The following is an 18,358-nucleotide window of genomic DNA, read 5'->3' as shown; positions in this document are numbered from 1 at the left end:
TTTTAATGTGTACAATCTTAAGTGAGAAGTAGATTTAAGGTACATGTTTAATGACAAGATCAAGATTATGAGATCACTTTCCAGAAAAATAACCCTCCACCAAGGCTCCACTAGGTCCTCTCGTCATCATTTTTGTCTACTCAAGGCATGTCGAGACTGTGCGTATGTTTGAACTTAAATAGTCAGTAATAAGTATGGGGACAGAGGATACCAGTACCGACAATATTTAGTGTAATTTGTCTTTCTGTTTGAAAACTATATTGATAGGTTAATGATGAATTAAAATCAATCAGTAGGAAATGGCTAATCAAAGATTAAACTATTTGAAGGGAGATTTACTTATGATATATAAAGGATCATGCCTTTGCGGTGAAGTTACTTTCGAAATAGAAGGAGATTTTGATAATTTTTATCTCTGCCATTGTGAGCGATGTCGAAAAGATACAGGTTCAGCGCATGCAGCAAATCTGTTTTCTTCTACAGCCAAGTTAAAGTGGCTATCTGGCCAAGATAAAACTAAAACTTTTAATTTTCGTTTAGAAGGACATATAAAAAGTTTTTGCACTAATTGTGGAGCGGCTTTGCCAAATATACAAATGGATGGAAGATTGTTGGTTGTTCCTGCAGGATGTATGGACAGTGATATAAATATTAAGCCACAGGGACATATCTTTTATGCAAGTAAAGCAAACTGGGATACTGACCTTGAGAAAGCACCAAAGTTTCAAAAACTTCCAAATGGATAAAATAAGAATCAAGGATTGTGAACTTTTATTAATATATTTAGAAAAGCATATTTTCAAAGGAGGGTTTAATCTTGAGTGTATTTTTTTATGGTTGCATAACTATGGATGGTTATCTTGCCGACAAGAATCATAGTTTGGACTGGCTTTATCAGACAGGTTCTGTAGAAGAAACTGACTATGAAAGCTTTTATAGCAATATGGATATTACGTTGATGGGAAAAAGGACATTTAGTGAAATTGAAACTATAGAAAATGTTAGCAGCATTTATGCTACTACTAAAAATTATGTTTTCACTCATGCAGATTCCTTATCAGTAGAGGGGTTTATTCCTGTGAATACAGATGTGGTTGATTTTGTTAATGGAATAAGTCCTGATAAAAATATTTGGGTAGTTGGAGGGAACACTTTATTAGCTCCTCTTTTAGATAATGATATGGTAGATAATATAATAATTCAAATTGCTCCAGTGTTATTAGGAGATGGAGTGCCACTATTTTCGCAAAAAGAATCATTAAAGAGGTTTTATTTGAAAGAAGTAAAAAAATATGGACAGTTTGCTGAGCTCGTTTATAGTAAAATATAAAAATTGGGTTTTGAATATATGTGATTCTATTCCTTTGCTTTAATTATACTATAATTTGCAAATTCTTTATAGTCTACTTTGTTTGTCTTTTCAGTACTATAATGGTATATGCAAATTAAAAATATAAGAGGTGAATCAATATGAATAGTGATGTTATAGATAAAGGACCATTTTTTCATGGTACTAAAGCGGAACTGAACGTTGGGGATTTGTTAAAACCAAATAATTTATCAAATTACCAAAATAAAAAATCTAACTATATATATTTTACTGCGACATTAGATGCAGCTAAATGGGGTGCTGAATTAGCGAAATCTAATTCAAAAGAGAGAATCTATCTAGTAGAACCACTAGGGGAATTTGAAAATGACCCAAACTTAACTGACAAAAAATTTCCTGGAAATCCAACACGTTCCTACAGGTCTAAATATCCTTTGAAAATAATAGCTGAACTCAGCTCATGGGAAAGACATTCTGATGAAGAAATAAATAATATGCTTTCAGCTTTAAAAAAATTGAGCGATGAAGGGAAAAATGTAATTTACGATTAATTACGAGAAGGCTTTTAATCAGTTATTGAAATAGAAAAATATCACATTTTTTAGAAATACTAAATAAGAATTCCGCCCTATTGGTTAACAGGGTGGAATTCTTATTTTAAGACAAGATAAAGCTTATCATTAATCTTTCTTGGATTTTAACAATTGATTTAATTCATGAAGTTTCATTATATCAGATATGTGGTATATTATGTTTATGAATTGCTACAAAATAGATTGGAGAAGGTAAAAATATAAATGAGACCAATAATAGAGGTAAAGAATTTCACAAAGAAATATGGTGATTTCATAGCTGTAGATGATATTTCCTTTACAGTAGAGGAAGGTAGCGTATTTGCTTTTTTAGGCCCAAATGGGGCAGGGAAAAGCACAACTATAAATACCCTGTGTACTATTTTTGAAAAGACCTCAGGGACACTTTTAATTGATGGAAAAGATGTATCTACTCAAAAGGACGAGGTAAGAGCATCTATAGGAGTTGTATTTCAAGACTCCACTCTTGATTCTAAGATGACAATTGAAGAAAATCTCAAAATGCATTGTGTTTTCTATAATATTCCCAAAAATGAAGTAGAAGAAAGGATGCACTTTGTTTTGACTCTAGTAGATTTGTTAAATGAGCGAAAAAAACTAGTAGGAGCTTTATCAGGTGGGATGAAGCGCAGGGTAGAAATTGCAAGAGGATTGATTCATTATCCTAAGGTTTTGTTTTTAGATGAACCTACTACTGGACTAGATCCCCAAACTAGAGCTCATATATGGGAGTATATTTTGAAGCTTCAAAAAGAAAGGAATATCACTATTTTTCTTACTACTCACTATATGGAGGAAGCTGAGATATGCAACAAGATAGCTATAATTGATGGAGGGAAAATAGTTGCTCATGATACGCCATATGCTTTAAAGAAAGAATTTACAAAAGATAAAGCATATATAAATGCCAAGAATGAAGCTGAGCTAGAAGCTTTACTTGAAAAGCATAAGCTAGAATTTGTGAAAAAAAAGGGATACTTTAAGGTCGATGCAGAAAACATACATCAATTATTACAGGTTTTAAGCCTACAAAAAGATAACATCACTGATATTGAGATAAAAAAAGGGACTTTTAATGATGTATTCATAGAAATAACTGGCAAAACAATCAGGGAGGATGCATAATATGAATACAGTATATGCATTGTGGAAGAGAGGACTCAAAGCCTTTGTGAGAAATAGGACAGGACTTGTTTTCTCACTTTTATTTCCATTTTTTTTCGTTTATGTTTTTGGAGCTATATTTAAAAATGATTTTATAGAGGATCCTATTACTTATATGCTTTCTGGAGTAATAATAGCTACAGTGTTTGAGAGCTCACTAAATCTTGCCTCATCGACTGTTGACGATATGGTAAGCGGATTTATGAAGGAGGTTTTAGTTTCACCAGCCAAAAGAATTGCTGTAGCAGTAGGACAGCTCTTATCAGCGGCCACTGTATCGACTGTACAAGGACTTATGATTTTAATAATCGGTTTTTTTGTAGGCATTAGATTTACATCGTGGACTACCCCTGTATTTGTTCTTTTAGCTATGATTTGCGTTGGGCTTGTATTTTCTGGTGTAGGGCTATATCTAGCAACTATAGTTAGAAGTGGCCAAACCTTCCAAATAGTTAAAACTGCAGTGACAATGCCGTTGACATTTTTGTCAGGAGCATATATTCCTATATCAATGCTTCCAACCTCTTTAAAATATATAGCATATCTTAATCCTATGACATATGCGACAGCCTTTTTTAGGATGATAGTATTAGAAAAAACTCATTTATCAACTATCCAGCTTGCAAATGAAGGACTAGTAATTGATGTAAATGGGTTTATTGTTACTCCTTTTATGTCTTTCGTTATTATTGTAGGAATAGGGCTGATTTTTTTACTACTGTCTACAAACTCTTTTATTAAAACAGATTTCTCGAAAATCAATAGAAGCTCTAGTGATGCTAGTGATTTATGGGGCTAACAACTTTAATAAAGTGCAATTAAATTAATGTTGTTATTGAAAATAAATGTTAAAAAAGCATTAAGAGAGTTATATAGTTCTGTAATGCTTTTTTTATATTTATGATATATCTGCTATACTTAGGTTTTATAAAGTAACAGAAAAGGATGATATATATGTCAAAACAATTATGGAAAGCTGGAAATATGGTGTATCCACTACCTGCAGTTATGGTAAGCTGTGGTAATATGGAGCGTCCAAATATTATTACGATAGCGTGGACAGGGACTCTTTGTACTAATCCGCCATTAGTATATGTTTCAATAAGACCTAGTAGATATTCGTATGAACTGATTAAAGACAGTAAGGAATTTGTAATTAATCTAACAACTGATAAGCTTGCAAAAGAAACTGACTTTTGCGGAGTGAAATCTGGTAGAGATTTTGATAAATTCAAAATTAATAAACTTACACCTATAAAAGGAGAGTTTGTAAGTGCTCCTATGATTGAAGAAAGTCCTGTTAATATCGAGTGCAGGGTAATAGAAATTAAGGATCTAGGTTCTCATCATATGTTTATGGCTGAAGTTTTAGGTGTTCATGTTGACGAAAAATATCTAGATGCAAAAGGGAAATTCAATCTTTCGCAAGCAAACCCCATTTGCTACTCTCATGGAACCTACTATGGACTTGGAAATTCACTGGGTACGTTTGGTTATTCCATTGCAAAGAAAAAGAAAAAAAGCACAGATTCAATTGGAAAAAGGAATAAATAAAGTATTGTTGTTTTCGAATTCATCATTTAGCATGCTAAGAACATATTCCTGGGCAAAGCAGCTTGATACATTTTTTAAAATACTAAAGCCTTCAGAAGCTGTGATATTAATTAAAGCATTATTTCTAAAACCAGAGAAATACATTTTATTCATTTCCACTATAACGCTATAAGCTTTTTCCAAATCTTCATCATTTAATTCATCTAGCTCAGCTAGGCAATCCTTATATTGATTGCAGCATTGATCCATGAATAAACTTAGGACATAATTTTCAAAAGCTTCCTTATCGAATTCAGTTTCTAATATATCCAGATTGATGCCTTTTGTATTATAAGTATAGCCGTTGGCTGGGTTAAATCTAAGTGTTCCGTATTGATTGGGATAAACAAGGGCACTGCTAGTTCCGATGTCATAAATTGTAGTTTCATTTTTTGTAAATGATTTGATGTCTTGGATATGGATGTGCCCAGTAAGTACTAGGTCAATATTGGCATTTATAAAGCTATCTAAAACTTCGTCTTTGTTGTTTACAGTATAGCTATCATTGAAAATTTGACTGTGCTCAAGAAGATTATGATGCATTACTGCCATTAGTTTTGCATTATTTTTTTTTGCTAGTTCACTACAGCTATTTATCCAAGTAAGAGTATTTTTTGAAAGCTCTCCACCTTTAATAGGATATAGATTTTTTGATTTTTCATTAGAAATTGTGGAGTCGAGCATAAGAATCCACAAATCTTCAGAGGCAGCAACCAAATAGCTTGCAGAACTTTTATCTGTTGATATTGCTTGGCTGTATCCATATTGATAATAAATATTTTTCCAGTCATTAGATGAAATATTGTCCGTTTTTATGACATCAGAGCCTATAAATTTTCTAGACCATGGGTTTTCTATATCGTGGTTTCCTGGAACGACTAAAACCTGAGTTCCTATTTGTTCTATTTCATTAAGTAATTCTGCTAGCTCAATATGACTTTCTTTATCTCCACTAGTTGTTAAGTCTCCAGGAAGAATAAGAAAATCAGGCTTTTCTTTTTTGATATCTTCTTTGATGCTAGTTATTATTTCTGTGCTGTATTTAATCAATTTTCCGTCGCTAGTTGCAAGAAAATTTTGAAAAGCTTCTTTGTCATCGTAGATTGATTTTGAAAAGTAATGAATATCTGGAACTATAAAAAAATCTATATTTTCTTGAGTTTTTATATAAGCCATATCGCTAGAATAATCAAGCTTATTGCATGCAACTAATAAGCTTGTAATAGTAAAAGCTATTGATAAAAATTTTATGAATTTGAGCATGGATTACACCTCTATTCATTTATAAATCACTCTAAAACCTTCAATTTATTAAACTATGATACTTTGTTATATTATTACCCATACATAAAATTGGGTACTCATATAGTATGCTTAAGTTAAATTTATATGAATAATATTGATGTTCTATTTTTCAGAATTATTTATTGCTTATTTGGGAATTTAAAATATTAAGAAATAGAAGGTGATTTTTATGTCTAAAGAACTAAGCAGGCAATTTAAGCGACTTAACAAAAAAGAAGAAAAGATTTTAAATAAAAAGAAAAATAAGCTCATAAAGTCAAAGGTTACTCCTGTAATGGATAAAGTGCAGGATAAAATCCCTGAAAAGCTTAAGGACACATTGGAATCGGCATTTTTCAAAGGATTTCAGTTAGTTTTTGAAAAAGGAAATATAGTTATAGAAAAAACTTATAACAAAGATAGGCTTATGTCTGATTATGAAGTTAACAATTATATCTTAGATAAAAATCTCAATCGAAAAAGTATAAACAAGCTGGATAAATATGCTAGAGATTCTAAAAGATTAAATACTTCATTATCCTTTGTAGAGGGGAGTGTTTTAGGTTTTTTTGGTGTGGGTCTTCCTGATATTCCTATATTTATTGGAGTGATAATGAAGACTATATATGAGATTGCACTTAATTATGGATATAAATATGATAGTGATGAGGAAAAAGCATTTATTCTTAAGCTAATAGCTGCAGCTATGAGTGAAGGAGAGGAAAAGCTGAGATTAAATGATGAACTATCAATGCTTGGAGACTCTATTGATAAGAATTTAGAAACGAATATTGATTTAGATTTGCTTGTGAAAGATACAGCTAAAACCTTATCTGATGCTTTGCTAGTTGGAAAGTTCATTCAAGGGATTCCTTTGATTGGAGCCTTGGGAGGGACAATCAATTATACGATTATCAAAAAAATTGCAAAATATGCAGAAGTAAAATATAAAAAAAGATACTTATCAAAGAAGATATAAATTAGAGCCAAAATGGTTCTAATTTTTTTGCAAAAAAAAGAAGCTATAGAAATAGCTTGCTAAATCTCGAAAATGAGATATAATTTAAATATATAGAATTGTGAACAAATTAATCCAAATCTATCATAACACATTTATTTTTGTATGTCAATATAATTTATAGGAGAAATTAATATGAATTTTGAACTTTCGTTATTAAACAGTAATTTGCTTCTGAAGCAAGCAGTTTCAGAAGTTTTGTCGTGTAATGATATAACAGAAAAATATAATCTACTATTAACAAACACTCAAGCAGCAGCATTAGTAGAAACGAGAGTAACTGCTTTAAAGGATAACGGAAGAATCGAGTTTGGAGCAGGCGTGATTGAAAAAATCATTTTAGCATTTTGTGATTCTCCATACATTTCCATGCACAATTACGAAGAGACGATCCATGAGTTATTAGAAATATTTTATTATTATAAAAATGAAACTAATGACTTAATGAGCGATGATGAGCTTATAAAATTTATGAAGATTTCATATGATTCAATATGTCAAGGTTCACTCGAGCTATTATCGGGAAGAGAATTAAATAATCTAGCTAGAACACTAAGATATGCGTACAAAGAAAAAATTACAGAGGATAAGACGGATTTGGATGAGGAGGATTCACTTGAATAATATTGAAATAGTTAAAAAAATTAATAGAGACTTCTTAAAAAGCGAGGATTATTTTCAATCTCTTTTAGAAGAGGGTTTTAGAGTTAACCTTCTAACAGCAAATGAGGTAGAGAATATACAAACTGATTGTTTATTGCTATTAGCGAGACAAACAGAGAAGTACAACGGCTCAGAAAGTAGCTCAATAAAAATTGAAGCAGCTTCCCAGCTACTTTCCTCGATTTTATTTACACTCGGAGTATATCTAAAAACCTATGAGAATCCAGATTTAGCCATAGAAGATATTAAAAAAGAAGGAATTTTTAATATTTACACTAAAGGTTTAAAGCAAATCTATAAGCTGAAAATAACTTCAAAATTGCTCCATAAATCAATCTTGAGAAAATTGGTAAAAACAGATAATGTGTTTTATAAATCAACAATTGAAGATGGGATAAATGGTTTTTTTAAGTTATATTACCCAGAATTTGGAGCTCATGAAATTCATATCACTGCAGATTATCCAGTGCATCAGAAAATGGAACCCTTAAAAGGGATTGAATTTATAAATAAATATTTAGAATGGATATACTATGAAAACTTATTTTGTTCTTTTTTTTCAAGCGAAGACATCCATAATCTTTTAAGTGGTTATGATAAAAATTATAGTGATATCCCGTTTAATATCTATGAGAGGGTACTGTTATCAGCTTTAGGATGTGAGCTTGTAGGTAAGGACTATAGACATTTAGAAATAGATGAGAGCTCTTTAGAAAAGCTATTTATTATTTTTAATAAAAAAACTAAAATTCAAATTCAGGATATACTTAAGTCAGGGTTAGAAGGACTTAAGGTGGATCTAAATTTAAATGAATCCTTGATTAAGTATTTAAATAATAGCTTGAATCAACTTGCAGTTTTGATTGAAAATTCAATTATAAACAATACCTTGGATAGAGTTTTTGTTGTTCCTAGATATTATGATAATTCAAACAAGCTTATAGTTTCTTTTGGAATAAAAATGGACGATGAAAAATACAGAAAAATCATAGATGAAATAAGGCAATGCAGACATTTCTCAGATAAGAAAAATATCATAAAGCTAGAGATTAAATCTCTGGGCGATTTAGAGGATGTTTTAATAGATGCGGATTTAACGGAAGATGAAATTCTAAGAATACTAGATGAATTAAATTTAGGAGAAGTAGCGGCACTGGCTAAAAGAAACTCGATTACATCAATTGATTACGAACCGAGTAGTAGAAGCGGCAATAATATATTGGCAGAAGCTTTAGATACCTATAAGGCTATATTATCTACACAAGACCTGGAAAAGTTTACTAAGTTGATTGAAGTAATTGTAATTGGATAAAATCATAATTAAATATATCTATATTGATAAAATAGATTTTCAGTGCATAAATGACAATCTATAGCCTAATACTTTATAAAGACTTAGTCATATTTTTCTTTCGGAAAGGATAATGAAAATGAACATTGAACATATTGCTATTTGGACTTCAGATATTGAAAGGCTAAAGCTTTTTTATACAGAATATTTTGGATGTACTTCAGGAAGTAAATATATCAATTCATCCAAATCCTTTGAATCATATTTTTTGATGTTTGATTCAGGTTGTAGACTAGAGATTATGCAAATGCCAAGTATTCCTTTGAACTTAAATAATAGCTTTTCGCAGTATCTTGGGCTAATTCATTTTGCTGTTTCAGTGGGAAGTAAAGAAAACGTAGATGAGCTTACTGCTAGATTAAGAAGTGATGGGTATGAAATTGTAGGAGAGCCTAGAGTAACAGGCGATGGCTATTATGAGAGCTGCATTTTAGATCCAGATGGGAATAGAATAGAAATAACAATTTAAAGTAAATCAGCAAAGCAGCCTCAAGCATTTGGATATGCTCTCTCTATGGTAGATAGTTTGAATAATAAAACTGTTTCTATGGAGGGAGCATTTTTGTTTTTTGATTAATAAGCTATAAATAAATATTTGGTTGATATATAGTTTCTCAGTGTTGTATCATGATTAATATAGAGATAATCGAAGGAGGGGATAGAATGAAATGCATATCATGTAGCAAGGAAATAAAAGATGGAAGTGTGTTTTGCGAATTTTGTGGATATCAGCAACTAGAAGTCAGTTTACTTGATGAATCTAAGGAAATATCCAAAGGAGAAGATGGAGTATATAGATGGGTTTATGAGCTTAATATGTGGACTAATCCAGGGATATTAATTACTTTGCTAAAGGTAGTTCTACTAGCTACAGCATTTCCAACTCTACTTGTTAGCCTTTTAGAATTATTTGAAAGAGGATTTAGTGAAGCTATTGAGGCTTTTGTAACCGTAGGAGGCATTGCTGGAGGAATTATGGTTGGCCTTGCAATAATTGCTTACATAATAATAGCAGTTCTAAATGGAGGAAAATATTGCGTGGCTTTTGAAATGGATGAAAAGGGAATTAGACATATCCAAATGGATAAACAATTTAAGCGCTCTCAGGTTCTGAGCATGATAACAGTTCTAGCTGGAGCGCTGGCTAATAACCCAACAGCTATGGGAGCAGGCTTGCTTGCAAATGCTAAAAAAACCTCATATAGCCAATTTTCTAAGGTTAAGAATATAAAGGCTAAAAGGAATCTAAATATAATATATGTAAATGAGAGCTTTGAACGAAATCAAATTTATGTAAGTAGAGAAGACTTTAATTCTGTATACGACTATATAGCTAAAAGATGCAAAAAGGCAAATATTAAATAATTTTTACAATTTATTTATTTAATGCTTTTGATAACATTTTTGCTCATCGGATGAGTGGTTTGCAGAAGCTGAAAAAATCAGAGAAGAAGCGATTGAGCTATCAATTGACAATTTAAGTACTATATAAAAAAGTTAAGCCTTTTGGCTTAACTTTTTTATATATAACCCTCTACGAGCTGAATATTCATACCGTTTAAACCTTTATATAAATGAGTTTTATAGAATAATTCTAAAAATCGGCATTATTATAAAGAAGGTTGAGCAAATCTTTAAGCTCTTGCACTTTTTCTGGTGATAAACCATCAGTTAGCTTTTCTGTGATGGAGTAAGCTATAGGAACTAGACTTGTTCTAAGTTTTAGCCCTTCTTCGGTTAAAAAAACATGAAAAGATCTTCTGTCAGTAGGATGGGGAACTTTATATATAAGTTTTTTATCAAATAGCTTTTCTAAGATTCGATTTGTGTTTGGTTTATCTTTATAGATTATATCTGAAATTTCCTTAGGCGTAATGGGTTTATCTATAGAAACGCAATTTAGTAATGACCACTGCTCAGGAGTCACATCATAATTTTTGAATTCTTGGTGAAGCCTATTTTTTAGCTTAGTGTTTGTTCTGTTTAAAATAAATCCAAGCGAATCTTCTAATATGCAATATAACAAAGTTATCCCAACCCATCCTTAAATCAAATTTTAATAATTATTGATTCTACCACACATTTAGTATTATTTTCAAATAAATAATATATAATTTTGAAATTTTTTTTGAATATTTATAATCAATAGAGAATAATTATGCTAGAAGAGGATTTTTATTTCAAATTTTGAGAATAAAGTAGTGTAAATTTTTATGTTATTAGCTTAAAAATCCTGTATAATGGGTATAAAATCACAAGAGTTTATATATAAACATATTTGGTGGGTGGTGGAAGTAATGAGTAAATTAAAAGCAATGATAGTTGATGATTCTAGCTTCTCAATAACAATATTAAAATCATTACTAGAAAAAAAAGGTTTTGAAATAGTATGTGAAGCTCAAAGTATAGCTGAAATTAAGGATGAAATTTTAGATTGTAAGCCTGACTTAGTGACTATGGATATGACTCTTTCAGATGGAGATGGGATAGAGGCCACAAAGCTAATTCTGAATCACAGTCCAAATGCCAAAGTAATGGCTATAAGTGCAATGATGGATGCAGAAATTATAAAGCAAGCTAAGGATGCTGGAGCGAGAGCTTATATACAAAAGCCAATAGACGAAGATGAGTTTAACTCAGCTATAGATAAACTCTTTGCTGGAGAAGAACTATATAGATTGCTTTCTGAGAATTATTTTGGAGCATTCAGGGAAGCTTTAATAAGCTATTTAAAAAAATTGGAAGCAGCTCCCTTAGTTCATAATGAAGAACAAATAAATGAAAATATAAAATCTAAAAAATCTTCAGGTATTTCTGTGACTATTGGTATTATAGGAAGACACTGTGGAAGATTGGTTATTGATATGTCAGATGATACTATTATAGAATTGGCAAAACGAGCATTAAACAAAAGTGAGTTAGCCAAGGATGAAATGATAGCTTTTTTTGGAGAGTTTGGAAATATAGTGGGAGGAAATGCTTGCTCAATGCTTAACACTTTTAATAGAGGTCTGAGCCTTAGAGTTTCTCCGCCTACGATTTTTCATGGGAAGGATTTGACTATCTCAATTGGAGAAATAAAGAGCACATCGTTGGTGTTACAAAGTAATGCGGGAGAGATATTTATGAATATTGGCTTTCAAAGGGGGGATGATGAGTGGATGTAAGATTGATTAACCCCTTTATAGGAGCTGTCACAGGTATAATGCCTCAAGTTGGTTTTTCTAGCATAACTAGAAAAGGAATAAGCCTTAAAGGAAAGAAGTTTACAGTAAGTGGAGTTGTATTAACTCTTGGTATTGTTGGTGATAAAAAAGGTAATGTGGTTTACTCTATTGATATGGATGGGGCTAAAAAAATAGCCTCTACAATGATGATGGGTATGCCGGTAGAGGAATTAGATGACATGTCCAAAAGCGCGCTTTCTGAATTATCAAATATGCTTACTGCTAATGCGAGTATAAATTTTTCAAATGATGGAATTAATGTAGACATATCTGTTCCAACCATGATGTATGGAGAAGAAATTGAAATTAATCTGCAAAAAGATAATATTGTTTGCATCGACTTTGATGTAGATGGAATAGCGCTTTCTGTTAATGTAGCGTTAGATTAAAACACTTTAAAATACCATTAACTAACTTGATTATTTTATTCAAGTTAGTTTTTTATTTAAATTTTTTTATAATTTACTTTATTTTTAGATTAATTATAGTTATAATAAAACTAAATAGTATTTAAAAAAACGTTTATTTTGACAAAATGTATTTTAGACAAACACAATAGTATATGTATAAAATTATGGAGGTTAGGTAATGAGAAAAATACTTATCACAGGTTCATTAGGTCAAATTGGTACAGAACTAACAATGTTTTTAAGAGAGCAATATGGTAATGATAATGTAATTGCAAGTGATTTAACAAATAATGGTCCAGAAAATGTGTTAACAAGTGGCCCATTCGAGTCATTGGATATATTAGATGCTAAGAAAATGGCAGAAATATGCGATAAATACAAGGTTAATACTATAGTAAACCTAGCTGCTTTACTTTCAGCAGTAGCTGAAGCGAAACCACAGCTTGCATATGATATCAATATGAATGGTCTATTCAATATTCTTGAAATCGCAAGAGAAAAAAATATTAGCGTATTTACTCCAAGCTCAATTGCAGCGTTTGGACCAAGCACTCCTCCAGACAATACACCTCAAGATACAATTCAAAGACCAACTACTATGTATGGAGTTACTAAAGTAGCTGGAGAATTATTATGTGACTACTATTACAAAAGATTCGGAGTTGATACTCGTGGAGTTAGATTCCCAGGTCTTATTTCATACAAAGCGCTTCCAGGTGGAGGAACAACTGATTATGCTGTTCATATCTATTATGAAGCATTAAAAGCTAAAAAATATGCATCATTCATAGATAAAGGAACAATGATGGATATGATGTACATGCCAGATGCAATAAAAGCTATTCATGATTTAATGGAAGCAAATCCTGATAAACTAGTTCATAGAAACGCATTCAACGTTACAGCTATGAGCTTTGACCCAGAGATTCTTGCAGGAGAAATCAGAAAACATATTCCTGAATTTGAATTATCATATGATGTAGATCCAGTTAAACAAGCAATTGCAAACTCTTGGCCAAATTCATTAGATGATTCTTGTGCAAGAGAAGAGTGGAACTGGAAACCTGACTATACAATGGAATCAATGACTAAAGATATGCTTGAGAAATTATCTGAAAAATTAGGCATCAAGTTTTAATTATAGTGTATTATATAGGTAGAGTAATTGATTAATTGTTAGGAGGCAAAACAATGTCAAATATACATGAAATGGGATTTATCAAAGAAAAGATTGATGAATTAAAGCAAGCAGGTCTTTATAAAGAGGTAGTAACTCTTGATGGACCAAATGAAGCAGAATGTTCTATCAATGGAAAAATGGCAATCAATTTATCATCAAACAACTATTTAGGATTTTCTAATCATCCTAGATTAAAAAAAGCTGCAATAGAAGCTATAGAAAAATACGGTGCTGGAGCAGGTGCAGTTAGACCAATCATTGGAAACATGAAAATCCATGATGAACTAGAAGCACTTTTAGCAGTGTTTAAAAAAGAAGAAGCAGTTTTAGTTTTCCAATCAGGATTTAACTGTAATGCAGGAACCATTCAAGCTGTTACTGAAGCAGGAGATTTAATTCTTTCTGATGAGCTTAACCATGCTTCAATTATAGATGGAGCAAGATTATCTAAAGCTAAAAAAGCTACTTACAAGCATTCAGATATGGCAGATTTAGAAAGAGTTCTTAAAGAAACTAGATCTGAATACAACAATGTATTAATCATAACTGATGGAGTTTTCTCAATGGATGGAGATATTGCTAAGCTTCCAGAAATTGTTGAGCTTGCTGAGAAATACAACTGTATGACTTATGTTGATGATGCACACTCTTCAGGAGTATTAGGACATAGTGGTAGAGGAACTGTAGATCATTTCGACCTACATGGAAGAGTTGACTTCACTATTGGTACTCTTTCTAAAGCTATCGGCGTTGTTGGTGGATATGTAGCTGGTAAAAAGGTTACTATTGACTGGCTAAAAAACAGAGGAAGACCATTCTTATTTTCTACTGGAATGACACCTTCTGCAGTAGGTTCAATAATAGAAGCTATAAAAATGCTAATGGAAAGTGAAGAATACACTGACAAGCTTTGGGATAACGCTCGTTACTTCAAAGAAAAAATGTCTGTTCTAGGATTCAACACAGGAGAAAGCGAAACTCCAATTACTCCTATTATTATTGGAGAAGAAGCTAAAGCAATAGAGTTCTCTAAAAAATTATTTGAAGCAGGAGTATTTGTAAGTCCAATAGTATTCCCAACTGTTCCTAAAGGAACTGGAAGAGTACGTTGCATGGTTACTGCAGGACATACTAAAGAGCAATTAGACCGCGCGGTAGATGCTTTTACAAAAGTTGGAAAAGAAATGAATATTATCTAATATAAATTGTATGAAATATAGAAAGCTGTATACCTTTGGTATGCAGCTTTTTTACTTAGAAGATAAGCGAACCTTGCTTAATTTGCCTTAGTTTGGATATAAATAGTCATATTACTTATACTTTTATTTGAGGAGGGGAAAATATGCTCAAGGCTTTTGATTTAGAACGAGAGGGAATATTTGAAGCTATTAATACAAGCTACAAAGAATTACAAGCGGAATTAGCCAGATTACAACAAAAAATTAAAGAAGAGCAGTTACCTGTTCTTGTTATTTTTGAGGGCTGGGATGCATCTGGAAAAGGAACTCTTATAAATGAACTAATCCAAGAGCTAGATCCAAGAGGCTATAAGGTTGAGGTTTTCCATGAATCTACAGAGGAGGAAAAAAGAAAGCCATTTCTTTGGAGATTTTGGCAAAAGATACCTAGAAAAGGCGAAATCATGATTTTTGACAGAAGCTGGTATAGAGAGCTAGTTGATGACCTTCCATCAAAATCCAATAAATATAAGCTTGATGTTGATGATATTATTAATTTTGAGGAAATTTTAATTGATGAAGGCATATTGCTTATCAAGATATTCCTACATGTAAGTAAAAAGGAACAGAAATCTAGATTGAAAGCTCTTCTATCTGATGATTCTACTAAGTGGCAAGTAAAAGAAAAGGATATATATCAAAATAAAAATTATAGTGAGTACTATGAGCATTATGATAATTTATTGAGCAAAACAAATACACCAAAATCTCCTTGGCATTTGATAGACAGTAGTGATAAAAAGAATGCATCTAAATTTTTAATCCATACTGCTGTTGAGCTGTTCAAAAATATGCTTATTAAGGAGGATATGAACTTAAGAAGCAGTGAGAATATAGATTTTGATTATCTAAATCAAAAAGTATTGCCACTTTCTAATGTTGACTTAAGCTTAGATATTTCGGATGAGGAATATAAGAAAAAACTAAAGAAACTTCAGGAAAAGATTAAATTGCTAGCATATGACTTGTATAGAGAAAAAATACCTACAATAATAGTTTTTGAAGGCTGGGATGCAGCAGGAAAAGGAGGTAATATAAAAAGACTCACTAAAAGTATAGATCCAAGAGGCTATGAAGTTATACCGATAGCTGCTCCTGATGAAACAGAGAAAAAATACCATTACTTGTGGAGATTTTGGAAGCATCTGCCTAAGACTGGCCATATGACTATTTTTGATAGAAGCTGGTATGGCAGGGTTATGGTCGAAAGAGTGGAAGACTTTGCAAGTGAAAATGAGTGGAGAAGAGCCTATGATGAAATAAATCAAATGGAGTCACATCTTAAAAGCTATAAGGCTATAGTGTTAAAATTTTTCATTCATATAGACAAGGAAGAACAGCTAGCTAGATTTAAAGCAAGAGAAGAGAATCCAGACAAAAGATATAAAATTACCGATGAAGACTGGAGAAACAGAGAGAAATGGAATTTGTATGAAAGTGCAATTAATGAAATGATTTATAAAACAAACACAAGCTATGCACCATGGCATATAGTTCCTGGAAATTCAAAAAAATATGCGAGGGTATTTGTACTAGAAAAAACAATAGAGGAAATGGAATTGGCATTAAAGAAACATAAATAGAATGAGAAAATATGATACAATAATAATGCCCTTACTTAAGGGCATTATTACATTGACATTTAAGGCGGGAAGGTTATGAATAAATCAAAAGCTATAGGACTTATTTTATTAATTATTACAGTTGTGATGTGGGGAATATCTTTTATAAGCATTAAAATATCAATGGATGTATTTCCACCTCTTAGTTTAGCGTTTTACAGATTTGTAATAGCAAGTATAATTTTATTTCCTATTATGAAGTACGCTGCTCCAAAAGAAAAGCTACTAAAAAAAGATATTCCTTTAATGGCGACTGCAGGCATTATTGGAATAACAATATACTTTTTCTTTGAAAATAACGGGATATTGAGAATAAGTGCCAGCGCAGCATCGGTTATAATTGCATTTATGCCAGTGGTTGCAGCATTTGGTGAAATATTTTTTTTAAAAAAAATTCCTAAGTTAACAGCATTGTTCGCAGTAGCGTTATCTATACTTGGAGTATACTTAGTTATAGGAGGAGACTTATCATCAGGAGGAAGCCTTTTAGGATACTTATATATGCTAGGAGCAGCTATATCTTTTAGTATATATCTTATAATTACAAAGCCACTTTTCGATACATATTCAGATGTTACAGTAAGTTTTTATCAGAGCTTGTTTGGCTGCTTAGCCTTCATTCCTTTTTTAGGTTTTGAAAAGGTAAATTGGAGTCAACTTAATCCAGAAATATCAATGCATTTTATATTCTTAGCAGTATTTTGCTCTGGAATAGCAACTTATTTTTATATGTTTGCTCTTAATAATTTAGGGGTTACAATATCAGCTGTTTTTATGAATTTGATCCCTGTAGTAACCTTTATAGTAAGCTATTTTTGGTATGAAGAAATCCCAAGTAGTATTCAGCTTCTAGGTGCAGCTATAGTAATTATATCTGTAAGCATTGTTACCTTAAGCGAGAAGAATAAGGAGATTAATAATTAAATCAAAGATTAATTTTTCATTTCTGAAATAAATGGCCAGTATTTTTTTGGCATAAAGGCCATTTGTCTTTTGGGATTTATTCTTTCTTTTATAGTAAGATGATGCAGATATTCTTTCCACATTTCTTGGTAGTTATTTTCATAATTTGATAATAAATCCAAGTTGAGCTTTTCTAGTCTATGATAGACTATTTCTACTTGATTATATAGTGCAGCATAGGATCTTAAAGTATCGTGAATGACTAGATTTTGATTTGGAAATCTACTGATAAAATGAGGAATAATTAAGTTTGTTAGGTCGAATTTGGGTTCGTAATAAGCATAAAAAGTGTTAGGCTTAACTTCTTTAAATCTTAAAAATCCATACCACCTATGGATATCCCTAGAAACACATTGAATACGCTTATCTAGTAAAGTAAGCTCGACATGGGATAAGGCCTCTAAAGGAGTAGCTTTTTCTTTAGTAAGAAGGTATAGATACTTAAATATTAAAGTCTCCGTTTCTGGATATAAATATGCCTTGTATATGTTTTCGATTGTTAGACTTCCCCAGAGACTTGCAATTCTTTCGTACATTTTTTTTGAAAGAATAGGATCAGTTTCTATATCCATAACCTTATCAATAAGTGATAGCTGACCTAATGATTTATCATTTATAGTTACATCTTCATAATTGTATTTAAATGCCTTAGCAATGGCGCATAGCAGTCCATCGAAGGTAGAATCATATAATAAAATAGGCATAATTAAATCTCCTTAATA

General features: G+C 31.5%; 20 protein-coding genes. 17 read left to right on the top strand and 3 right to left on the bottom strand.

Translation table 11 applies throughout. The features are described 5' to 3' along the window. The first annotated feature begins 341 nt into the window (after nt 1–341). The 6 genes from CLOST_RS08305 (at nt 342) to CLOST_RS08280 (ending at nt 4,641) form a co-directional block, all read left to right on the top strand. Nucleotides 342–746: a GFA family protein gene (locus tag CLOST_RS08305; protein WP_013361849.1), complete on the top strand. Its 405-nt coding sequence runs from the start codon at nt 342–344 to the stop codon at nt 744–746. 71 nt (nt 747–817) lie between these two features. Further along, the gene (locus CLOST_RS08300; RefSeq protein ID WP_013361848.1) at nt 818–1,330 is read left to right on the top strand and encodes a dihydrofolate reductase family protein; all 513 of its coding nucleotides are present in this window, start codon (nt 818–820) and stop codon (nt 1,328–1,330) included. Nucleotides 1,331–1,470: 140 nt separating this feature from the next. After that, the gene (arr, locus tag CLOST_RS08295; protein WP_013361847.1) at nt 1,471–1,881 is read left to right on the top strand and encodes an NAD(+)--rifampin ADP-ribosyltransferase; all 411 of its coding nucleotides are present in this window, start codon (nt 1,471–1,473) and stop codon (nt 1,879–1,881) included. Between the two features lie 246 nt (nt 1,882–2,127). Continuing rightward, nucleotides 2,128–3,048, top strand: coding sequence for a daunorubicin resistance protein DrrA family ABC transporter ATP-binding protein (locus CLOST_RS08290; protein WP_013361846.1), 921 nt, complete (start codon nt 2,128–2,130; stop codon nt 3,046–3,048). Nucleotide 3,049: 1 nt separating this feature from the next. Then, on the top strand, nt 3,050–3,886 hold the full coding sequence (locus CLOST_RS08285) for an ABC transporter permease (RefSeq protein WP_013361845.1): 837 nt from the start codon (nt 3,050–3,052) through the stop codon (nt 3,884–3,886). A gap of 155 nt (nt 3,887–4,041) precedes the next feature. Further along, complete coding sequence (locus CLOST_RS08280) at nt 4,042–4,641, top strand: flavin reductase family protein (RefSeq protein ID WP_013361844.1); 600 nt, start codon at nt 4,042–4,044, stop codon at nt 4,639–4,641. On the opposite strand, the gene CLOST_RS08275 is transcribed toward CLOST_RS08280, so the two are convergent. Next, entirely contained in the window at nt 4,618–5,943 is a 1,326-nt protein-coding gene (locus CLOST_RS08275) for a metallophosphoesterase (protein ID WP_013361843.1), read from the bottom strand. The two genes, CLOST_RS08280 and CLOST_RS08275, sit on opposite strands and share 24 nt — an antisense overlap. Before the next feature lie 211 nt (nt 5,944–6,154). On the opposite strand from CLOST_RS08275, the gene CLOST_RS08270 reads away from it, so the two are divergent. The 5 genes from CLOST_RS08270 to CLOST_RS08250 all read left to right on the top strand — a co-directional run bounded on the left by CLOST_RS08270 (nt 6,155) and on the right by CLOST_RS08250 (nt 10,361). Continuing rightward, complete coding sequence (locus tag CLOST_RS08270) at nt 6,155–6,943, top strand: EcsC family protein (protein ID WP_013361842.1); 789 nt, start codon at nt 6,155–6,157, stop codon at nt 6,941–6,943. 174 nt (nt 6,944–7,117) lie between these two features. Beyond that, nucleotides 7,118–7,606, top strand: a complete 489-nt coding sequence (locus tag CLOST_RS08265) for a DUF6323 family protein (protein ID WP_013361841.1) — start codon at nt 7,118–7,120, stop codon at nt 7,604–7,606. Continuing rightward, complete coding sequence (locus tag CLOST_RS08260; RefSeq protein ID WP_013361840.1) at nt 7,599–8,957, top strand: DUF6179 domain-containing protein; 1,359 nt, start codon at nt 7,599–7,601, stop codon at nt 8,955–8,957. The genes CLOST_RS08265 and CLOST_RS08260 overlap by 8 nt, the downstream gene beginning before the upstream one ends. A 118-nt stretch (nt 8,958–9,075) precedes the next feature. Next, a complete protein-coding gene (locus CLOST_RS08255; RefSeq protein ID WP_013361839.1) occupies nt 9,076–9,465 on the top strand; it encodes a VOC family protein in 390 nt (129 codons plus the stop codon). A gap of 194 nt (nt 9,466–9,659) precedes the next feature. After that, complete coding sequence (locus tag CLOST_RS08250) at nt 9,660–10,361, top strand: zinc ribbon domain-containing protein (RefSeq protein ID WP_013361838.1); 702 nt, start codon at nt 9,660–9,662, stop codon at nt 10,359–10,361. A 229-nt stretch (nt 10,362–10,590) separates the two neighbouring features. Here CLOST_RS08250 and CLOST_RS08245 read toward each other — a convergent pair whose 3' ends face one another. Continuing rightward, on the bottom strand, nt 10,591–11,022 hold the full coding sequence (locus tag CLOST_RS08245; protein ID WP_013361837.1) for a MarR family winged helix-turn-helix transcriptional regulator: 432 nt from the start codon (nt 11,020–11,022) through the stop codon (nt 10,591–10,593). Nucleotides 11,023–11,293: 271 nt separating this feature from the next. Between CLOST_RS08245 and CLOST_RS08240 the strand changes: the two genes are divergently transcribed. The 6 genes from CLOST_RS08240 to CLOST_RS08215 all read left to right on the top strand — a co-directional run bounded on the left by CLOST_RS08240 (nt 11,294) and on the right by CLOST_RS08215 (nt 17,597). Beyond that, nucleotides 11,294–12,163 (top strand): response regulator, encoded by an 870-nt coding sequence (locus CLOST_RS08240; RefSeq protein ID WP_013361836.1) that lies wholly within the window; start codon nt 11,294–11,296, stop codon nt 12,161–12,163. Beyond that, entirely contained in the window at nt 12,154–12,612 is a 459-nt protein-coding gene (locus CLOST_RS08235; RefSeq protein WP_041487158.1) for a chemotaxis protein CheX, read from the top strand. The genes CLOST_RS08240 and CLOST_RS08235 overlap by 10 nt, the downstream gene beginning before the upstream one ends. Nucleotides 12,613–12,811: 199 nt before the next feature. Further along, a complete protein-coding gene (locus CLOST_RS08230; RefSeq protein ID WP_013361834.1) occupies nt 12,812–13,771 on the top strand; it encodes an L-threonine 3-dehydrogenase in 960 nt (319 codons plus the stop codon). Between the two features lie 53 nt (nt 13,772–13,824). After that, a complete protein-coding gene (locus CLOST_RS08225; protein ID WP_013361833.1) occupies nt 13,825–15,012 on the top strand; it encodes a glycine C-acetyltransferase in 1,188 nt (395 codons plus the stop codon). Between the two features lie 143 nt (nt 15,013–15,155). Next, nucleotides 15,156–16,634: a hypothetical protein gene (locus tag CLOST_RS08220; RefSeq protein ID WP_013361832.1), complete on the top strand. Its 1,479-nt coding sequence runs from the start codon at nt 15,156–15,158 to the stop codon at nt 16,632–16,634. A 75-nt stretch (nt 16,635–16,709) separates the two neighbouring features. After that, nucleotides 16,710–17,597 (top strand): DMT family transporter, encoded by an 888-nt coding sequence (locus tag CLOST_RS08215; RefSeq protein WP_013361831.1) that lies wholly within the window; start codon nt 16,710–16,712, stop codon nt 17,595–17,597. Nucleotides 17,598–17,605: 8 nt separating this feature from the next. On the opposite strand, the gene CLOST_RS08210 is transcribed toward CLOST_RS08215, so the two are convergent. Continuing rightward, entirely contained in the window at nt 17,606–18,340 is a 735-nt protein-coding gene (locus tag CLOST_RS08210) for a TIGR03915 family putative DNA repair protein (RefSeq protein WP_013361830.1), read from the bottom strand. Nucleotides 18,341–18,358: the final 18 nt, after the last annotated feature.

This window comes from Acetoanaerobium sticklandii (assembly GCF_000196455.1).
GTDB lineage: Bacteria > Bacillota > Clostridia > Peptostreptococcales > Filifactoraceae > Acetoanaerobium > Acetoanaerobium sticklandii.
The sequence above is the reverse complement of the archived record's forward strand: the minus strand, read 5'-3'. Positions and strand labels throughout refer to the sequence as shown.

Bases quoted from the DNA above. Each gene is read 5' to 3' on its own strand.
- CLOST_RS08240 (WP_013361836.1), top strand. From the start codon at position 11,294: ATGAGTAAATTAAAAGCAATGATAGTTGATGATTCTAGCTTCTCAATA.
- CLOST_RS08290 (WP_013361846.1), top strand. From the start codon at position 2,128: ATGAGACCAATAATAGAGGTAAAGAATTTCACAAAGAAATATGGTGAT.
- CLOST_RS08255 (WP_013361839.1), top strand. From the start codon at position 9,076: ATGAACATTGAACATATTGCTATTTGGACTTCAGATATTGAAAGGCTA.
- CLOST_RS08285 (WP_013361845.1), top strand. From the start codon at position 3,050: ATGAATACAGTATATGCATTGTGGAAGAGAGGACTCAAAGCCTTTGTG.
- CLOST_RS08210 (WP_013361830.1), bottom strand. From the start codon at position 18,340: ATGCCTATTTTATTATATGATTCTACCTTCGATGGACTGCTATGCGCC.
- CLOST_RS08225 (WP_013361833.1), top strand. From the start codon at position 13,825: ATGTCAAATATACATGAAATGGGATTTATCAAAGAAAAGATTGATGAA.
- CLOST_RS08220 (WP_013361832.1), top strand. From the start codon at position 15,156: ATGCTCAAGGCTTTTGATTTAGAACGAGAGGGAATATTTGAAGCTATT.
- CLOST_RS08270 (WP_013361842.1), top strand. From the start codon at position 6,155: ATGTCTAAAGAACTAAGCAGGCAATTTAAGCGACTTAACAAAAAAGAA.
- CLOST_RS08250 (WP_013361838.1), top strand. From the start codon at position 9,660: ATGAAATGCATATCATGTAGCAAGGAAATAAAAGATGGAAGTGTGTTT.
- CLOST_RS08265 (WP_013361841.1), top strand. From the start codon at position 7,118: ATGAATTTTGAACTTTCGTTATTAAACAGTAATTTGCTTCTGAAGCAA.
- CLOST_RS08275 (WP_013361843.1), bottom strand. From the start codon at position 5,943: ATGCTCAAATTCATAAAATTTTTATCAATAGCTTTTACTATTACAAGC.
- CLOST_RS08230 (WP_013361834.1), top strand. From the start codon at position 12,812: ATGAGAAAAATACTTATCACAGGTTCATTAGGTCAAATTGGTACAGAA.
- CLOST_RS08215 (WP_013361831.1), top strand. From the start codon at position 16,710: ATGAATAAATCAAAAGCTATAGGACTTATTTTATTAATTATTACAGTT.
- CLOST_RS08305 (WP_013361849.1), top strand. From the start codon at position 342: ATGATATATAAAGGATCATGCCTTTGCGGTGAAGTTACTTTCGAAATA.
- arr (WP_013361847.1), top strand. From the start codon at position 1,471: ATGAATAGTGATGTTATAGATAAAGGACCATTTTTTCATGGTACTAAA.
- CLOST_RS08280 (WP_013361844.1), top strand. From the start codon at position 4,042: ATGTCAAAACAATTATGGAAAGCTGGAAATATGGTGTATCCACTACCT.